Genomic DNA, 17,119 nt, shown 5'->3' on the forward strand with positions numbered 1-17,119 from the left:
TAGATATAGATAAAAAGCTGTGTTCGATGCGTTTGGGAAACAATCGTTGCTTTAACTTTATTTTCTTCTTTGTTTTCTCGCTTTCGTAAGGGATGATTTTGTGCTGGTGTTCGTTTGCTCATTTCAGTGACGTCTTCCTGACAATGCTGGTACAGTGGCGAGCTTTTCTGTACCCGTTTCAGGAGCAGATCGCGCACCTCCATTTTTCGACTCTTCCGTTTCGCTAGTTGTCAGTATCACTTTATTGTCTGTTTCTTCTACTTCAGCTTGTTTTGTCAGCCGTTTTTCCATTTTGGCTTTCAGCTTTTGCTTCGCTTTGTCAATGGTGTACTTCTTTGGAGGGCAAGTTTAGCAAAAAAAGAAACCATGGGGCTCTGTTCGCCGTTTGGCAAGTAACAACTTATTTGGTATAATGGGGGCAAGTTTATTGAAAATGGTGCGTAAGCCACGACTCCTGCCAATCGATTTGGTAGGAGTTTGTTTTTGCTATCAACGCCTAATGAGGCTAAGAAAGCGGGATGGAACGCCCGCTGCCTGTCGTCTTTGCAAGTGGAAAGGAGTATATCGGTGATGACGGAGCGGATTGATGAGGTTATGGAGATTTGCTTACTGGCGGGAAAATTGATGCTCGAAAGCGGTGGAGAGACGTATCGAGTTGAAGATACTATGACGCGTATTGCCGCTTCGTTTGGCATGTCACGCTCCCACGGCTATGTCACACCAACGGCCATCATTTTTTCCATTGAAGGGACGGACTCAACGAGACTGATCCGCATTTCCGATCGTTCGACTGATTTGGCGAAAGTGGCGGTCGTGAACGATATTTCTCGGCGCATCAGCCGCGGCGAATTGACGCTGGAAGAGGCGCGCAAGGAGCTCGAGGAAGTCAGACGCGCCCCAATGAGTTACCCTCTTTGGCAGCAAACCGCCGCTGCAGCGTTAGCGAGTGCCTGTTTTGCGTCATTGATTGGAGGAGGGATGGTTCACTTTTTTCCATCGCTTTTTTCCGGAGGGGTGGCGTTTTGGTGTTTTGAAATGGTGCATCGGTTCGTGAAAATCCGGTTTTTCGCGGAATTTTTTGCTGCTTTTGTTGCAGGAGGTCTCGTATTGTTAATGGTACAGGCCGGATTTGGAGGGGATATCGGGAAAATGATCATCGGCTCTGTGCTGCCACTTGTTCCAGGGTTGGCCATTACGAACGCGGTGCGTGACTTAATGGCCGGCCATCTCATCGCCGGGTTGTCTCGCGGGGCCGAAGCGTTTTTGACGGCGTTTGCGATTGGCACCGGCATCGCCTTTGTTTTATCCATTCGATGATGTGATGGGAGTATAGATCATGGTCGTTATGCAGCTGCTACTTAGCTTTTTTGCGTCGATGTTGTTTGGCATCATTTTTAATATTCCGCCGCAGCTATTGCTGCATAGCGGGTTTGTTGGGATGAGCGGATGGACGGTCTATATGTTGACCGTACGTTCGGGCGTAGACAGTGTGATTGCAACGTTTATGGCTGCGTTTTTCGTTGCCTTTTTAAGCAATGCGTTTGCCCGGCGCTATCGAGCGCCGGCGACCATTTTTATCGTTCCCGGCATTCTTCCGCTCGTGCCAGGTGGAACGGCATTTGAGGCGATGCGCCATGTCGTCATCAACGACTATAATGCGGCGATTCCGTTGGCGGTGAAGGCATTCATGATTTCCGGTGCGATTGCGATGGGGCTCATTTTTTCCGAGGTCGTCAACCAATTGGTGAAGCGTCGCCATTAATTATTTTTCTGAATCACTTGCCTATCGTTATATTTGCTTGTTTGAATATTATAATCTAAGTATAATTATGCTTTCATGTGGATTGGAAAGAGCGGGGGAGAGGAATGAAAGAAATCATTGGGCAGATGAAAGCGGAGCTATGGAGTATTTTTGACTATCTTCATCGTCATCCGGAAATTAGTTGGGAAGAATGGGGAACAACGGAATTTGTTCGCCGGGAGTTGGAACGCGAAGGGTATCGGGTGTGGACGTTTGCCGATTGTCCGGGCGTGGTGGCAGAAATCGGCGATGGGCCGTTTATGGTTGGCGTGCGCAGTGATATGGATGCTCTTTGGCAAGAGGTAAACGGTGTTTGGCAGCCGAATCATGCGTGCGGACATGACGCCCATATGACGATCGTGTTGGGGGTGGCGAAGCTGCTTCGCCGCATCGGCTATGAGCCGCCGGGGACGCTTCGGTTTTTGTTCCAGCCAGCTGAAGAGAAAGGTACAGGGGCGTTGAAGCTGATTGAAAAGGGAGCGGTCGATGGAATGTCGTTTTTGTACGGCGTTCATTTGCGACCGGTTCAAGAAGTCAAGAGCGGGTATGCGACACCGGCAATCATTCACGGGGCAGCCCAATGCATCGAAGGGCGGATTCGCGGTATGGCAGCGCACGCGGCGCGGCCTCATTTAGGTGTGAATGTCATTGAAGTCGGCAGTGCCATCGTGCAGGAGCTCGGCAAAATCCATGTTGACCCACAAGTACCAGCAACGATCAAAATGACGAGGTTTCATGCGGGGGAAAAAGATGTGAACACGATTCCAGATTACGCTGAGTTCTCCTTGGACTTGCGAGCGCAGACGAACGAGGCGATGGAGCAGCTCGTCGAAAGGTTGCGCCGTGTGGTCAACGGAGTCGCTGCTATTTACGGGGCTGAGATTGAGCTTGATGAACGGACGCGAATCGTCGCCGCCAACCCTGACTTGGATGCCAAGAGGCTCATGGAAGAGGCGATCATCGCTGTTCTAGGGGAGGAGAAATGTATTCCGCCAGTCATCACATCCGGCGGGGAAGATTTCCATTTTTACGCATTTAAAAAACCGGAGTTGAAAACGACGATGCTCGGGTTAGGCTGCGACTTACGCCCGGGGCTTCACCACCCGCAGATGACATTCCAACGTGACGATTTACTTTCCGGCATTGAGATTTTGGCGCGGACGGTCATCAATACGTTTGCGCTACAAGGAGAGAAAGAACGTGTCTCTATCACTGCAAATCATTGAAACGATAGAGCAACTAAAAGAAATGGCTGAGCTGGAAGCGGACATTTGGGGGACGACGCCGATCCCGCTTCATCAAACGTTGACAGTGGCAAAAAACGGTGGCATTGTGATCGGGGCGTACGTGGACGGGAAGCTTGTCGGCTTTGTCTACAGTTTCCCGGGAATGCAAAACGGGGAAGTATATCTTTGTTCGCATATGATGGGAATTGCGGCCTCATTTCGCGACCAAGGCATCGGCTATCGTTTGAAAATGAGGCAGGCGGAAGAAGCGCGGCGGCTCGGCTATCGGAGCATCCGTTGGACGTACGATCCATTGCAAAGCCGCAACGGCTATTTAAACTTGGTGAAGCTTGGGGCCGTTGGCATCGAGTATGTGGAAAATTGTTACGGGGAGATGGACGATGCGCTGAATGGCCAGCTGCCGTCCGACCGTTTCATTGTCGAATGGCGGCTTGATGAACGTCCGAATAGAACGTGGAACCCGGCCAAGGGACTAGTGGTGCTTGAGGCAGAGGCAACGACTGACGGCCTGTGGCGGCCAGTGCTGAAGGACATTGATGAAACAGCAACGCCATTCTTGCTGACTGCTATTCCGCTTGATTTTTCGCAACTAAAGGAGCGGAGTCTTTCATTAGCGCTTGAGTGGCGCCTAGCGACACGCTCCTTGTTTGCCCGGTTGCTCGCTGAAGGCTGGGTTGCTATTCATGCCATGCGCGGCGAAGGGGAACCGGTTATGCACTACATATGGGGACGCCGGAATAAGTGGTTAGGGGAAAAGGGGGAAAGTAATGAGGGTTGAAATTGATTACATCATTTTACGTTACTTGCAAATGGAGCTGAAAGCACCGTTTACGACCAGTTTTGGTACGTTTCAAACAAAAGAATTTATTTTAGTGGAAGCAGTCGACAGCAACGGTGTCTCAGGATGGGGCGAATCGGTGGCATTTTCCGCTCCGTGGTATAGTGAGGAAACGGTAAAAACGAACTGGCATATGCTTGAGGATTTTCTTATCCCACTGGCATTTGCCGAGCCGATCGATCATCCGAGTGAACTATCAAAACGGTTTGGGGCGATCCGCCAAAACCATATGGCGAAAGCCGCGCTCGAAGGTGCGGTATGGGATTTGTACGCCAAGCGGCTTGGCGTTCCGCTTTATCAGGCATTGGGTGGAACGAAAAGGGAAATTGAAGTTGGTGTCAGCATCGGCATTCAGCCGACGATAGATGAGTTGCTTCGGGTTATTGAACGGTATGTAACCCAAGGATATCGGCGAATGAAGGTGAAAATCAAGCCGGGCTGGGACGTTGAGGTCATTCGTGAAGTGCGGCGTGTGTTTCCAGACGTGCCGCTCATGGCAGATGCCAATTCAGCGTACACACTTGCTGATGTGGAGCGGCTGAAAGCACTCGATGAATTCGGACTGATGATGATCGAACAACCGCTTGCGGCTGACGATCTCGTTGATCATGCCCAGCTGCAGCCGCTTCTGAAGACGCCGATTTGCCTTGATGAAAGTATCCGCTCATTCGACGATGCGCGCAAGGCGCTTCATCTTGGCAGTTGTCGCATCATCAATATGAAAATTGGACGCATCGGCGGACTGCAGGAGGCAAAACACATTCATGATCTTTGCCGTGAGCACGGCGTTCCGGTTTGGTGCGGTGGCATGTTGGAAGCGGGCGTTGGGCGCGCTCACAATATCGCCATTACGACTTTGGAAAACTTCACCCTTCCCGGCGACACAGCGGCATCTTCCCATTACTGGGAGCGGGATATTATTGTTCCGGAGGTCGAAGTGCATAACGGCTTGATTCGCGTACCGGACGCCCCGGGTATCGGTTATGAAGTCGACCGCCGCCAAGTCGAGCGGTACACGCAATTTGCCAAAGTATATCGCCGTTCGCTGCCGGCATAAAGAAGGAGGCTGACCCTAAAAACCGCTTCTCCTTAAACGGAAAGTATTGATACAAGAAGGATGTCTTGCCGCTTGCAGGACATCCTTGCTCGTTGTTCATTATGCTGAACGGATGCTTCGGACTAAGAGATGCGGCGAACCGTTTGCTGTTTCAGAAGATGTGTCCAAAAAAATAGGGAAACCAGCGGCCATGCCGGCTTCCCCGTTGTGTTACACCCGCCCGATTCCAGTATTTGCTTTGACGAGGATTTCGGTAAATTTCTTTTCGTCTGCTTTTTTCGATGAAACGAGTGTGCCGATGATAGCGCCGATAAAACCGAGCGGAATGGAAATAATGCCCGGATTGGAAAGTTTAAAGAGCGGCTCGCCGACAAAAATGGCAGCTCCCGGTTCCGGTGACCAGACGTTCGGGCTGAAGAAGACAAGCAACAGGGCGCTAATCAAGCCAACGAGCATTCCGGTAATTGCCCCTGTCGTATTAAAGCGGCGCCAGAAGATCGTAAAGACGATCGTCGGCAAGTTGGCGCTTGCGGCGACGGCAAATGCGAGTGACACAAGGAAGGCGACGTTCATTTTTTGAGCAAAGAGCGCTAACAAAATCGACAATACTGAGACGCCGATCGATGCCCAGCGGGCGGCAAGCATTTGTTCTTTTTCCGTCGCTTGGCCGCGCCGGATGATGTGGCTGTAAAAGTCATGAGCGAATGCGGAAGCAGCTGACAAAACAAGACCGGCGACAACAGCCAAAATCGTCGCAAAAGCAACAGCGGCAACAAAAGCGAATAAGAAATCTCCGCCAAGCGCCTCAGCTAACAGCGGAGCCGCCATATTGCCGGCAGGGTCAGCGGCGATGATTTTGTCATGACCAACGAACGCGGCGGCGCCAAACCCTAAAAAGATAGTTAATACATAAAAAATACCGATGATCCATGTCGCATAAACGACTGATTTACGCGCAGTCGGCGCATCTTTGACAGTGAAGAAGCGGATCAAAATGTGCGGGAGCCCAGCTGTTCCTAAAACGAGTGCTAGGTTTAGCGAGATCGTGTCCAGTGGATTTTTAAACTTGTTGCCTGGGGTTAAAAATGCATCGCCAAGCGGTGTTGCTGTTTTTAACTGATGGAACATTTTAGCGATGCTGAAGTCGAATTTTCCAAAGACGATTAAGGAAATGATAAATGTACCGATCATCAACAGGACCGCTTTGATGATCTGCACCCAGCTTGTCGCTGTCATGCCGCCGAACACGACATACACGGTCATTAAAATACCGACGATCAAGACAGAATAAATGTAATCGATCCCGAGTAGGAGCTTAATAAGGCCGCCGGCCCCGACAAGCTGTGCGATCATATAAAAAGTTGAGATGGCGATCGTATTCAAAGCGGCGACACCGCGCACTTTTTTATCGTCAAAACGAGCGGCGATCATATCGGCCATCGTGTACTTGCCAAGGTTGCGAAGGGGTTCAGCGACGATATATAAGACGACAAGATAGGCGACAAGGAATCCGATGCTGTAAAAGAAGCCGTCAAACCCGGCTAGGGCGATCATGCCAGCAATGCCTAAAAAGGAAGCAGCAGACATATAGTCGCCAGCGATGGCGAGCCCATTTTGCCAGCCGGTCAAGCTGCTGTCAGCGGTGTAAAATTCGCTTGTCGTTTTCGTTCGTTTCGAAGCATAGTACGTAATGACAAGCGTCAAGGCGACGATGACAAGGAAGAGGAAAAAGGCTAATCCGTTCATTAGACGTTTCCTCCTTCCTTCGCTTCTTGCTTCATTTGTTCGACGATTTCGTCAAACTTGGCGGCCCGTTTCGAATAAAGGATGCATAAAGCCCAAGTCATCACAAATTGTGCGAAAGCAAACAGCCAAGCCCAACTAACCGGTCCAATTGCTGGCGCATTGAGCACGTTTGAGTATGACGTTAATATCGGAAGGGTGAAGTAAAAGGCGAAGAAAAAGATCGTCGCTGGAATAATGAAGGCTTTTTTCTCTTGAATGAGCCCACGAAACATAGCGGATTGGGCGAGCGCTTCATAATCGACACCTGGCCGTTCGGCAAAGGATTGTTTTTTCACTGCCATATAAATCCCTCCTTATCTTAATTGAAGCGTTTTCAAAAAAGGGAACAACATAATACGGGATAGAAGCAGCGGATCCCCCTTTCTTGTCACAAATTTGTCACACAATTAATTATATATTTATCTGAAAAGTTTGTAAATTGATTTTTTTGTTATTGCTGTAAATATTTTTTTGCTTTATCGCATAAAACGAAAAAAATATTTTGCTGTTTTTCTTATTTTCGCACTTTACAAAAAAACAAGGATCATGTAGAATGCTAACTGTGTTCATTGATTAAATTCGACATTTTTCTGCAAAAAGCGACAAGGAGAGACATTTGATGAATTTGTTTCGTAAAAAACCGATTCAGGCGCTTTTAAACGAATCGGGGGTGAAAGGAGCCTCGCTGCGGAAAGAATTAAGTGCATTCGACTTAACGATGCTTGGCATCGGTGCCATTATCGGAACAGGCATTTTCGTCCTGACCGGGGTGGCAGCGGCGGAGCATGCCGGTCCAGCGCTCGTTCTTTCGTTTGCTTTATCTGCGTTGGCGTGCGTCTTCGCAGCGCTTTGTTACGCAGAATTTGCTTCGACCGTACCGGTTTCGGGAAGTGCGTACACATATAGTTATGCTGCGTTCGGTGAACTGATCGCCTGGATTTTAGGCTGGGATTTGATTTTAGAGTACGGAGTTGCTTCATCGGCAGTCGCCGCCGGGTGGTCCGGCTATTTCCAAGGGTTGCTTGCCGGGTTTGGCATTGAGTTGCCGAAGGCACTCACGAGCGCATATGACCCGGAGAAAGGGACAATCATCGATTTGCCGGCCATTTTCATTGTTTTGTTCATTACGATTTTATTGAACATGGGCGCGAAAAAATCGGCCCGCTTCAATGCGATTATCGTTTTCGTAAAAGTGGCTGTCATCTTGCTTTTCTTGGCGGTCGGTGTTTGGTATGTTAAGCCAGAAAACTGGACGCCGTTTATGCCGTATGGGTTTGCAGGCGTTGCGACCGGAGCCGCGACGGTGTTTTTCGCTTATATCGGTTTTGATGCGGTGTCAACAGCGGCGGAAGAAGTGCGCAATCCACAGCGCAATATGCCAATTGGCATCATCGTCTCATTGCTTGTTTGCACGTTATTGTATATCGCCGTTTCGCTCGTGTTGACAGGCATCGTTCCATACGACCAATTGAACGTGAAAAACCCGGTGGCGTTCGCATTAAGCTACATCCAGCAAGACTGGGTCGCTGGCTTTATTTCGCTCGGAGCGATTGCTGGCATTACGACGGTGTTGCTCGTCATGCTTTACGGGCAGACGCGCCTCTTTTATGCGATCAGTCGCGACGGCTTATTGCCAAAAGTATTTGCCCGCATTAGCCCGACCCGCCAAATACCGTATGTTAACACATGGCTGACAGGTGCAGCTGTTTCGGTATTTGCCGGTGTCATCCCGTTGAACAAACTGGCGGAACTGACGAACATTGGAACGCTCTTTGCCTTTATTACCGTTTCAATTGGTGTTCTCGTTTTGCGCAAAACACAGCCAGACTTAAAGCGGGCGTTCCGTGTTCCGTTCGTGCCGTTCGTCCCGATTTTAGCGGTCTTGTTCTGCGGCTACTTAGTTCTTCAGCTCCCAGCAACGACATGGATCGGTTTTGTTTCCTGGTTGTTAATCGGTTTGGTGATTTACTTTGCTTACGGGCGTAAGCATAGCGTGCTCAATGAAACGGCTGAGAGCGAAGAAAAAGTTGGCTGATTGGCCAAATAAAAAAGCAAGGGCTTTTCTGAACAGATGTTCGGAAAAGCCCCTTTTTTGTTCGCTTAGAGGATGAATGGCAGCGAAATTGTGTGTTCCATAAATAGGAAGTCTAGGGGTGGAAAGGGGGAAACCAGCCGTTTGACAAGAGGGAGGCTCATAAACAAGGTTCACGATTCAATCCCGTTAGGCTCCCGCTTGGAATAATTTTTTTCTTGAATGACGGCCATATTTCCCTTACGATATACGAAATAGTGTATAAGGAAGCGTCAGTCCGTCTTGTATAAGCGGGGTGAAATCGATGTTTGGCACATTATTAAAAAAAAGAGAGAGAACGCTTGAACGGACGGTTGCGGAAATTCAACAAGGGAATGAAGCGCTGCGCAATGAACTCATCCAACAATATAAGCCGTTTATCGCTAAAACGGTCTCGGGCGTGTGCAAGCGATTCATTCATGAAGAAGATGACGAAGCGAGCATCGGATTGATCGCTTTTAATGAGGCGATTGAAAAATATGCGCCACATAAAGGAGGCTCCTTCCTCTCATTTGCCGAACTGCTCATTAAACGGCGCCTTATCGATTATATTCGGAAAGAGGCGAGAATACGAGATGCAGTATGGTATACGGAGGATAGAGAAGACGGTGAGCAAACGGCGCAAGCGTACTTGGACGCTAAGCTTTCTGTCGATGAATTTTACAAGCAAATCGAACAGGAGCAGCGTCGCGAAGAAATCATCCATTACCAGCAAGTGCTGAAACAATTCGGCATTCACTTTCACGATTTAGTTGAACATTCGCCAAAACATAAAGACGCCCGCCTAAATGCCATCCGTGTAGCCCAGCTGCTTGTGGAGAACGAGGACTTGCTCGGTCTGTTGTTTCAAAAAAAACAGCTACCGATCAAACAGCTGGAAACGATGGCGTCCGTCAGCCGCAAAACTATAGAGAGAAACAGAAAATACATTATTGCGGTCGCGGTCATTTTGGCGGGCGATTATATTTACTTGAAGGACTATATAAAAGGGGTGCTACCATCGTGAAGAAGGGGATTGTGCTGGAATTGGACGAAGAGTTTGTCACCGTGTTGACGCCGGAGGGGGAATTTCTTCGGTTAAAAAAGGAAGGAGATTGTGAAGTTGGAGAAGAGATTGAAGCGAGGGCGGTAAAAAAAACATTTCTATTTCACCGTCGTTCGTTTCAATATGCGGTGGTGAGCGCGTTAGCAGCTGCCGTCCTGCTTGTCATCACTTGGATTCAATGGCCTTCCGACGCGGTGTGCGCATATATGTCGATCGACATTAATCCGAGCATTGAAACTGGGGTCGACGATGAACTGCGCGTGTTGACACTAAAGGCGTATAATGAAGAAGGGAAACATGTAATCGCAGCGCTCACTTCATGGAAACATGAGCCGTTTTCTGCTGTGGCGAAACAAATCATTGAATTAAGCGAAAAAAAGGGATATTTAAAGGAAGGCGGAGAAGTGCTTATTGCAACAGTAGAGAAAGAGCATAACGATTCTTCGGCTCGGAAGTTGTCCGCTGAACTCGCTGAAATCCAGCGGTCGGTAGCGAACGAACGGATCGTTATCACAACGGTGAACAGCACGATGGAAGTGCGCAACCGAGCGGCAAAACAAGGAATGACAACCGGGAAACTATTGCAAATCCAGAAAAAAGCAAAACCGTCTTCGTCCACATCCGCCAAGCCGAATAAAGAGAAAGAGGAAGTCGGAAAGAAAGAATCCGCTACGTCGAACAAGGAGAAAGGGCAAGGTGGAAAGAAGGAATCTACTAAGTCGAACAAAGAAAAGCAACAGGACGGAAAGAAGGAATCCGCTAAGCCGAATAAAGAGAAAGGGCGAGTAGCAAAGAACGAATACGCCAAGTCGAGCAAAGAGAAAGAACAAGGCGGAAAGAAGGAAAAGGAAGCGTTGTCACTAAAAGGACAAAAACTAGAGCAACTGCCGCAAATGAAACAGAGGCATAGCGAACAGAAAGCAAATCAACAGAAAAAAGAAAAACAGCCGCCACACGAGTGGAAAAACTCCGGCTTAGAAAAACATAGTTCCCCTTCGGGCGAAGAAATTTCTCTGAAAGGGAAAAACAGTTCCCCTTCTGATAAAGAAATTTCTTTGAAAGGGAAAAACTATGAAAACGCCCGTCCGTCGCGGCCGGGCGATCATCATGCAAACAAAAAGGCGGTGAATAGCCAGCAGGATCGCAACGACAACAAAGATCGCCACAAGCTGGCGAACGTTCACCGCCAACCGAAAAGCATAGATTCCAAAATGAAAAAAGTCGAGTGATGACGCTCGGCTTTATTCTGTTTTTCGGCCTGCCAGCTGGCTTTGGGCTTGAGCAACAAGCCGTTTTGTAATTTCCCCGCCGACGGAACCGTTGGCGCGCGAAACAGTGCCAGCCCCGAGCTGTACGCCAAATTCTTGAGCGATTTCGTATTTAATTTGTTCCAATGCTTGTTCAATGCCTGGAACAAGCAGTTTGTTGCTTCCACGTGCCATCATTCTTGCCTCCTTTGTCATGTTTAAGTGTGGCATCATTAGTATGAGCAAACCGTTAGTGGGCTATAGGTGGCAATTAAAGGGAGGATTTGTTGTGAAAAAATTATTGCAAACGTTTTCGGTTCACGGTTATAATAAAATTAACAACAGGATCCGAAACGTTTTGGAGGAATAGCAGTGACAACGATTAAAGATATTGCCAAAGCGGCAGGAGTTTCGATTACTACCGTTTCACGTGCGTTAAACGGTTATTCCGATGTGAATGAAAACACGAGACAAAAGATCATTGATATCGCTAGGCAACTAAACTACATCCCGAATACGCTCGCACGCGGGCTTGTGATGAATAAATCGAAAACGATCGGATTGCTCGTTTCCGGACTGACGAAGGAAAGCGCCAAGGACAATTTTACGTTTGAGGTGCTAGCAGGTGTCAACGAATATGTCAGTGAAGTCGATTATGATATGGTGCTGTTCAGTACGACGTCGACGAAACAGCGGGAAAAAACGTACACCCAACTTTGCCGGGAGCGCCGTGTCGACGGAGCGATTTTGCAGGGGATTCGCACCGATGACCCATACTTGCACGAGGTCGTGGAGAGCGATATTCCGTGCGTTTTAATCGATATTCCAATCGAGTCGCGGACGGTTGGTTATGTCACAACAGATAATGTACTTGGGGCGAAAAAGGCGGTGCGCCATTTAATTGAACTCGGCCATAAACGAATTGCTATGATTAACGGCTATGAATACGCTTTTGTGAGCGAACAGCGATTGAAAGGATTCAAGGAGGCCCTGCTTGAAGCTGGGTTGCCGGTGCGGGAATACTGGATTGCCAATGGGGCGTTTCGTGAAGAAATTGCTGAGCAGGAAGCGTTGAGGCTGCTTCAACACTACCCAGAAATAACGGCGTTCTTTTGCGCCAGCGATTTAATGGCGCTAGGCGTGATTAAAGCAGTAAAACGGCTTGGAAAGCGAGTGCCGGATGATGTTGCGGTCATCGGTTATGACGACATTATTTTAGCCTCATATTCCTCGCCTTCGCTGTCAACCATCGCACAGGATAAGTTCGCTATGGGGTATGAAGCTGCCAAGTTGCTCATCGCTATGCTGGAAGGAAAGGCGGATTCGCATATCAAAATTTTACAAACGGAGCTAAAAGCTCGGGAATCGACAGTCAAGGGAATCAAGTAGTCGCCGTGTTATTGGTGACGGAAGGAGGGAAAAGATTTTTTTTGCGAAAAACCGAAAACGTTTCGGATAAAAAAGGGAATAGATCCATTAATTAAAACGCTTTCTCAACCATTTCCTTTTTATTTATTCCCGAAACGTTTTCGGGATGATAGAAAGTAGAAAACATCAACGGGAGGAAGCAAGATGGATTACCGTGTGATTAAGGAAAATGATTTATTTTTATTAACAGACCGTGAGGGGAATATTCCGGAGCACCATCCGTACGGACTAGGTTTATACACGAAAGACACTCGTTTTTTAAGCAAATGGGATTTACGCATTAACGGGAAAAAGCCGGTTTTGCTGTCGTCCGACGCTGCGGAAAATTATGTTGCCACGATTTTATTGACGAACCCGCATATAGAGGAAAACGGGGAATTGGTATTATGGCGGGAATCAGTTGAAATTGAGCGAAAGCGCTTCATATATGGTGACGTTCTCTATGAAACGATGAAACTAAGAAGCTATCATCCAAAGCCGGTACAGTTTGAAATCAGTGTACATATGGATGCTGATTTTGCTGACATGTTTATCGTCCGCGGGTTTCAGAGCGGGGAAGTTGGAAAGCGGACGGGGCAGACGATCGGCGATCGCACGTTAACGTTTGGCTATGTAGGAGCTGACGGGATTAAGCGGTCGACACAAGTCGCCTGGGATCGGCCAGAAAAGGCAGTGTTTGAGCACGGGGAAATTTTGTTTCATTTTCATCTCCAGCATGGAGAAGAGCAAACGGTCACCTTTACCATTACGCCACATATCGGCGGGGAGGAAAGGAAACAACCTGTTCCATTGGAGGAGGCATTTTGCCGCCTAAAAGAATCATACTGCCGCTGGGAGGAAAAAACAGCGAAAATCACAACGGATGATCACCGACTTGACCGCTTGGTACGCCGTGGAATCGCCGATTTGCGAGTGCTGTTGACCGATTTAGGATACGGACAGTTTCCTGTGGCTGGGTTGCCGTGGTTTGGTGTCCCGTTTGGCCGTGATAGCCTGATCGCAGCACTGCAGCTTTTGCCGTTCAACCATGAGGTCGCCAAGGGAACGTTGCTGACGATGGCCCGATATCAAGGGAAAAAGAATGACCCATGGCGGGACGAGCAGCCGGGAAAAATCATGCATGAAATTCGGTTTGGCGAGCTGGCTAATACGAATCAAATTCCGTTTACCCCTTACTATGGAACGATTGATGCTACACCACTGTTTTTAGTGTTGCTGGCCGAGTATGTAAAATGGACGGGAGATTTTGCTCTTGTCGGTCAACTGCGTGAACATATTGAGGCAGCGCTCGCTTGGATTGATCAGTATGGTGACCGCGACGGGGATTTGTTTGTTGAGTATCATCAGCAATCGAGCAAAGGGATTGCTAACCAAGGGTGGAAAGATTCGGGGGACTCGATTGTCCACCGAAACGGTGAATACGCTCGCTCACCGATTGCCCTTGTTGAAGTGCAAGGGTATGTATACCAAGCAAAAACAGCGCTTGCTGATATTTTTGAGCATCTCGGCGAACTCGAGCGGGCTAAAGAGTTGCGTCATCAGGCGAAAGCATTGAAAGAGCGGTTTGACGAGCAGTTTTGGATGGAAGATGTGCAATTTTACGCCATTGCTTTAGACGAAAAGAAAGAACAAGTTGGTACGGTGACGTCAAACCCTGGACACGTGCTGTTGTCGGGAATGCTGAATGAAGAGCGGGCCGAGGCGGTTGTCCGGATGCTTTTATCTAAGAAGATGTTTTCTGGCTATGGAATTCGGACGATGGGAGAAGGCGAAGCCGGATACAATCCGATTAGTTATCATAACGGAAGCGTATGGCCGCATGACAACAGCTTGATTTTGCTTGGACTCAGTAAGCTAGGCAAGCGGCATGAGGCGAAGACCGTAATTCAAGGGTTGACGGAGGCGGCGAACTACTTTGAATATGATCGGCTTCCAGAGCTGTTTTGTGGATATGGAAGCTCGGCTGGGAAGCCGGTTCGCTATCCGGTCGCCTGCTCGCCGCAGGCATGGGCGGCCGGAACACCGTTAGTGTTTATTCAGGCTTTACTAGGATTGTTCCCAAATGCGCTCGAAAAGAAAATTTATTTGTCGCCGATGCTGCTTGATACGATGAACATGTTGCGGGTGGAAAACATCTCGATCGGCGGCGGACGGTTGTCATTGACCGTTATGCGTGAGAAGGAAACGTTCAACGTCCAAATCGATGAAAATACGACAGGCTGGGATATTGTTATTCGTTAACAACAGGGAAAGAAGCTTCTTTCCCTGTGAATATAAACCATTTTTTAGGGGGTTGTTTACATGGGGAAAACAAAGTGGATGGCAACGCTAGGCATTGCGACGCTACTGTTTGGCAGTCTTTTGGCCGGATGCGGAGGCGAAAAAAGTGAGCAGGCAAACGGGGGGAACAAGCAAGGAGAAAAGGTGGAAGTGACATTGGCTGGCTGGGGTGGCAACCCAAGCGAGCAAAAGTTGTTGCAGCAAACGATTGATGATTTTGAGAAAAAACACCCTGATATTAAAGTCAAATATGAAGTGATCGCCGATCAGTATATGGATGTCATTAAAACCCGTTTATCGGGAGGACAAGGGCCAGATGTGTTTTATCTCGATGCATTTGAAGCGCCGGCATTAATTGAAACAGGAGCGCTCGAACCGCTCGACGAATATGTGACCGATGAGTTTGATATTGACGATTTTGAAAAGCCGATGCTCGATGCATTTAAGGGGGAAGACGGCAAAATTTACGGATTCCCGAAAGATTATTCGACGTTAGCCTTGTTTTACAATAAAAAAATGTTAGAAGAAGCAGGCGTCGAAGTGCCGAAAACGTGGGATGAGCTGAGAGAAGCAGCGAAAAAGCTGACGAAAGGAAAAGACGTATATGGGTTTGGCGTTGCTCCGGAATTGGCTCGTTTATACTACATTGCTGAGTCGAAAGGTGGCAAAGTCGTCACGGACAACAAAGCAAGTTTTGCTGATTCTAAGGTTGTCGATGCGCTCCAACCGATCGTTGATATGCACTTGAAAGATAAAACGGCAGCTCAGCCGAACGAAGTTGGAGCAACATGGGGCGGCGAGATGTTCGGCCAAGGTAAGGCTGCTATGGTGATTGAAGGAAACTGGGCGATTCCGTTTTTGCAAGATACATTCCCGAACTTAGAATTCGGAACGGCGGAACTCCCGACGATCAACGGCAAAAAAGCAACGATGGCGTATACAGTAGCCTATGTGATGAATAAAGATTCACAAAAGAAAGAAGCAGCTTGGAAACTCATCTCCTATTTGACCGGGAAAGAAGGAATGAAAACGTGGACAAGCAAGGGATACGCTTTGCCGACGCGTAAATCGGTCGCTGCTGAACTTGGATTTGATAAAGATCCGTTGCGGGCGGCATTAGTGGCCGGAGCACCATACGCTACTGTATGGCAAAACGGAACGAATTTACCGATTATTGTGAATAACTTCAACAACCAGTTTGTCAGTGCTTTCTTAGGGGAGCGCCCGCTTGCTGATGCATTGAAAGAAGCAGAAAAAACGGCGAACAGCGAAATCGAAAGTCAATAAATGAAAAAAAGCCTCCGGCGGAAAACAGCTTCTGCCGGAGAGCTGTTCCTTTCTTTCTAACAGCGGCTTTGTGGCCGCGTTAGAAAGAGGGGAATAGCGATTCGATTGCAAGGGGATGAAAAAGGATGAAGCAGACATTCACGAAAAAAATGTGGCGGGAAACAGGATCGGCTTATTTTCTGTTATCTCCGGCTTTATTTGTGCTTCTTTTATTCATTATCGGCCCGATCGTGTTCGCAGTTTTTTTGGCATTTCATAAAGTGCAATTGTTAGGAACGACATCGTTCGAGTTCGTCGGACTCGATAACTTCGTCCGCATAGCTAACGATACGAGGGCGAAAATCGCGCTATGGAACACGCTGAAATATGTAGCGATTGTCGTTCCGTGTCAAACGATTTTAGCGCTTGTGTTAGCCGCTACTTTAAACGCCGGGTTGAAAGGGCAAAAATTTTTCCGCATCGTTTACTTTTTACCGACCCTGACTTCTTCAGCAGTATTGACCCTTATTTTCATGTGGATGTACAACCAAAACGGCTTCATTAACCATGTGCTTGAAGCGGTTGGGTTGCCGACGTACAATTGGCTCGGCGATCCGGACGTCGCTTTAAATGCGATCATGATCATGAACATTTGGTCAACGGCCCCGTACTTTATGGTCATTTATTTGGCGGCATTGCAAGATATTCCAGATTCCTTGTACGAGGCAGCCGAATTAGACGGGGCCAACGCTTGGCAGAAGTTTTGGCACATCACTGTTCCGTATTTGCGCCCGGTCACATCGTTTGTTGTGGTTATGGGGCTGATCGGTACTTTCCAATTGTTTGATCAATCGTACATTTTCTCAGCCGGTTCTGGCGGGCCGAACAATTCTACATTAACTGTTGTGCTTCTTATTTACCAATATGCGTTTAAAACGTTAGGAACGATGGGATACGCTGCTGCGTTGGCATTTGCATTGGCCATCATTATTTTAATCGCGACATTAATCCAGCGGAAGCTATCGAAAGAGGAGTCCCTTTATTAAGGAGTTGA

Annotated in this window: 16 protein-coding genes; 12 read left to right on the forward strand and 4 right to left on the reverse strand. The window is 48.2% G+C overall.

Features of this window, described 5'->3' with window-relative positions; genetic code table 11:
* Positions 1 to 123: 123 nt before the first annotated feature.
* Positions 124 to 291: a hypothetical protein gene (locus NSQ22_RS04865; protein ID WP_155121004.1), complete on the reverse strand. Its 168-nt coding sequence runs from the start codon at positions 289 to 291 to the stop codon at positions 124 to 126.
* 279 nt (positions 292 to 570) lie between these two features.
* On the opposite strand from NSQ22_RS04865, the gene NSQ22_RS04870 reads away from it, so the two are divergent.
* From NSQ22_RS04870 to menC, 5 genes are all read left to right on the forward strand, one after another.
* On the forward strand, positions 571 to 1,317 hold the full coding sequence (locus NSQ22_RS04870) for a threonine/serine exporter family protein (RefSeq protein WP_008878868.1): 747 nt from the start codon (positions 571 to 573) through the stop codon (positions 1,315 to 1,317).
* A 19-nt stretch (positions 1,318 to 1,336) separates the two neighbouring features.
* Complete coding sequence (locus NSQ22_RS04875; RefSeq protein WP_008878867.1) at positions 1,337 to 1,762, forward strand: threonine/serine exporter family protein; 426 nt, start codon at positions 1,337 to 1,339, stop codon at positions 1,760 to 1,762.
* A gap of 104 nt (positions 1,763 to 1,866) precedes the next feature.
* The gene (locus tag NSQ22_RS04880; RefSeq protein ID WP_008878866.1) at positions 1,867 to 3,027 is read left to right on the forward strand and encodes a M20 peptidase aminoacylase family protein; all 1,161 of its coding nucleotides are present in this window, start codon (positions 1,867 to 1,869) and stop codon (positions 3,025 to 3,027) included.
* Positions 3,002 to 3,826, forward strand: a complete 825-nt coding sequence (locus NSQ22_RS04885; protein ID WP_339264258.1) for a GNAT family N-acetyltransferase — start codon at positions 3,002 to 3,004, stop codon at positions 3,824 to 3,826. Before NSQ22_RS04880 ends, NSQ22_RS04885 begins: the two co-directional genes overlap by 26 nt.
* On the forward strand, positions 3,816 to 4,943 hold the full coding sequence (gene menC / locus NSQ22_RS04890; RefSeq protein WP_339264259.1) for an o-succinylbenzoate synthase: 1,128 nt from the start codon (positions 3,816 to 3,818) through the stop codon (positions 4,941 to 4,943). The genes NSQ22_RS04885 and menC overlap by 11 nt, the downstream gene beginning before the upstream one ends.
* 210 nt (positions 4,944 to 5,153) lie before the next feature.
* On the opposite strand, the gene NSQ22_RS04895 is transcribed toward menC, so the two are convergent.
* Positions 5,154 to 6,689: a cation acetate symporter gene (locus NSQ22_RS04895; protein WP_060475693.1), complete on the reverse strand. Its 1,536-nt coding sequence runs from the start codon at positions 6,687 to 6,689 to the stop codon at positions 5,154 to 5,156.
* Positions 6,689 to 7,030, reverse strand: coding sequence for a DUF485 domain-containing protein (locus NSQ22_RS04900; protein WP_008878862.1), 342 nt, complete (start codon positions 7,028 to 7,030; stop codon positions 6,689 to 6,691). The genes NSQ22_RS04895 and NSQ22_RS04900 overlap by 1 nt, the downstream gene beginning before the upstream one ends.
* Positions 7,031 to 7,347: 317 nt before the next feature.
* Here NSQ22_RS04900 and NSQ22_RS04905 point away from each other — a divergent pair, with 317 nt between their 5' ends.
* From NSQ22_RS04905 to NSQ22_RS04915, 3 genes are all read left to right on the forward strand, one after another.
* Positions 7,348 to 8,763, forward strand: a complete 1,416-nt coding sequence (locus NSQ22_RS04905) for an amino acid permease (protein ID WP_060475694.1) — start codon at positions 7,348 to 7,350, stop codon at positions 8,761 to 8,763.
* A gap of 301 nt (positions 8,764 to 9,064) precedes the next feature.
* Entirely contained in the window at positions 9,065 to 9,805 is a 741-nt protein-coding gene (gene sigI / locus NSQ22_RS04910) for an RNA polymerase sigma factor SigI (RefSeq protein WP_008878860.1), read from the forward strand.
* A complete protein-coding gene (locus NSQ22_RS04915; protein ID WP_035499080.1) occupies positions 9,802 to 11,073 on the forward strand; it encodes an anti-sigma factor domain-containing protein in 1,272 nt (423 codons plus the stop codon). The genes sigI and NSQ22_RS04915 overlap by 4 nt, the downstream gene beginning before the upstream one ends.
* Positions 11,074 to 11,085: 12 nt before the next feature.
* Here the strand turns inward: NSQ22_RS04915 and NSQ22_RS04920 are convergent, their stop codons facing one another.
* Positions 11,086 to 11,286 (reverse strand): alpha/beta-type small acid-soluble spore protein, encoded by a 201-nt coding sequence (locus tag NSQ22_RS04920; protein ID WP_029760354.1) that lies wholly within the window; start codon positions 11,284 to 11,286, stop codon positions 11,086 to 11,088.
* Positions 11,287 to 11,463: 177 nt separating this feature from the next.
* On the opposite strand from NSQ22_RS04920, the gene NSQ22_RS04925 reads away from it, so the two are divergent.
* The 4 genes from NSQ22_RS04925 to NSQ22_RS04940 all read left to right on the forward strand — a co-directional run bounded on the left by NSQ22_RS04925 (position 11,464) and on the right by NSQ22_RS04940 (position 17,111).
* Positions 11,464 to 12,480, forward strand: a complete 1,017-nt coding sequence (locus NSQ22_RS04925) for a LacI family DNA-binding transcriptional regulator (RefSeq protein ID WP_008878857.1) — start codon at positions 11,464 to 11,466, stop codon at positions 12,478 to 12,480.
* 183 nt (positions 12,481 to 12,663) lie between these two features.
* Complete coding sequence (locus NSQ22_RS04930) at positions 12,664 to 14,760, forward strand: amylo-alpha-1,6-glucosidase (protein ID WP_008878856.1); 2,097 nt, start codon at positions 12,664 to 12,666, stop codon at positions 14,758 to 14,760.
* Between the two features lie 60 nt (positions 14,761 to 14,820).
* Positions 14,821 to 16,086: an ABC transporter substrate-binding protein gene (locus NSQ22_RS04935; RefSeq protein WP_008878855.1), complete on the forward strand. Its 1,266-nt coding sequence runs from the start codon at positions 14,821 to 14,823 to the stop codon at positions 16,084 to 16,086.
* Between the two features lie 125 nt (positions 16,087 to 16,211).
* On the forward strand, positions 16,212 to 17,111 hold the full coding sequence (locus NSQ22_RS04940; protein WP_060475696.1) for a sugar ABC transporter permease: 900 nt from the start codon (positions 16,212 to 16,214) through the stop codon (positions 17,109 to 17,111).
* Positions 17,112 to 17,119: the final 8 nt, after the last annotated feature.

Source organism: Geobacillus sp. FSL K6-3411, assembly GCF_037965715.1.
GTDB lineage: Bacteria > Bacillota > Bacilli > Bacillales > Anoxybacillaceae > Geobacillus > Geobacillus thermodenitrificans.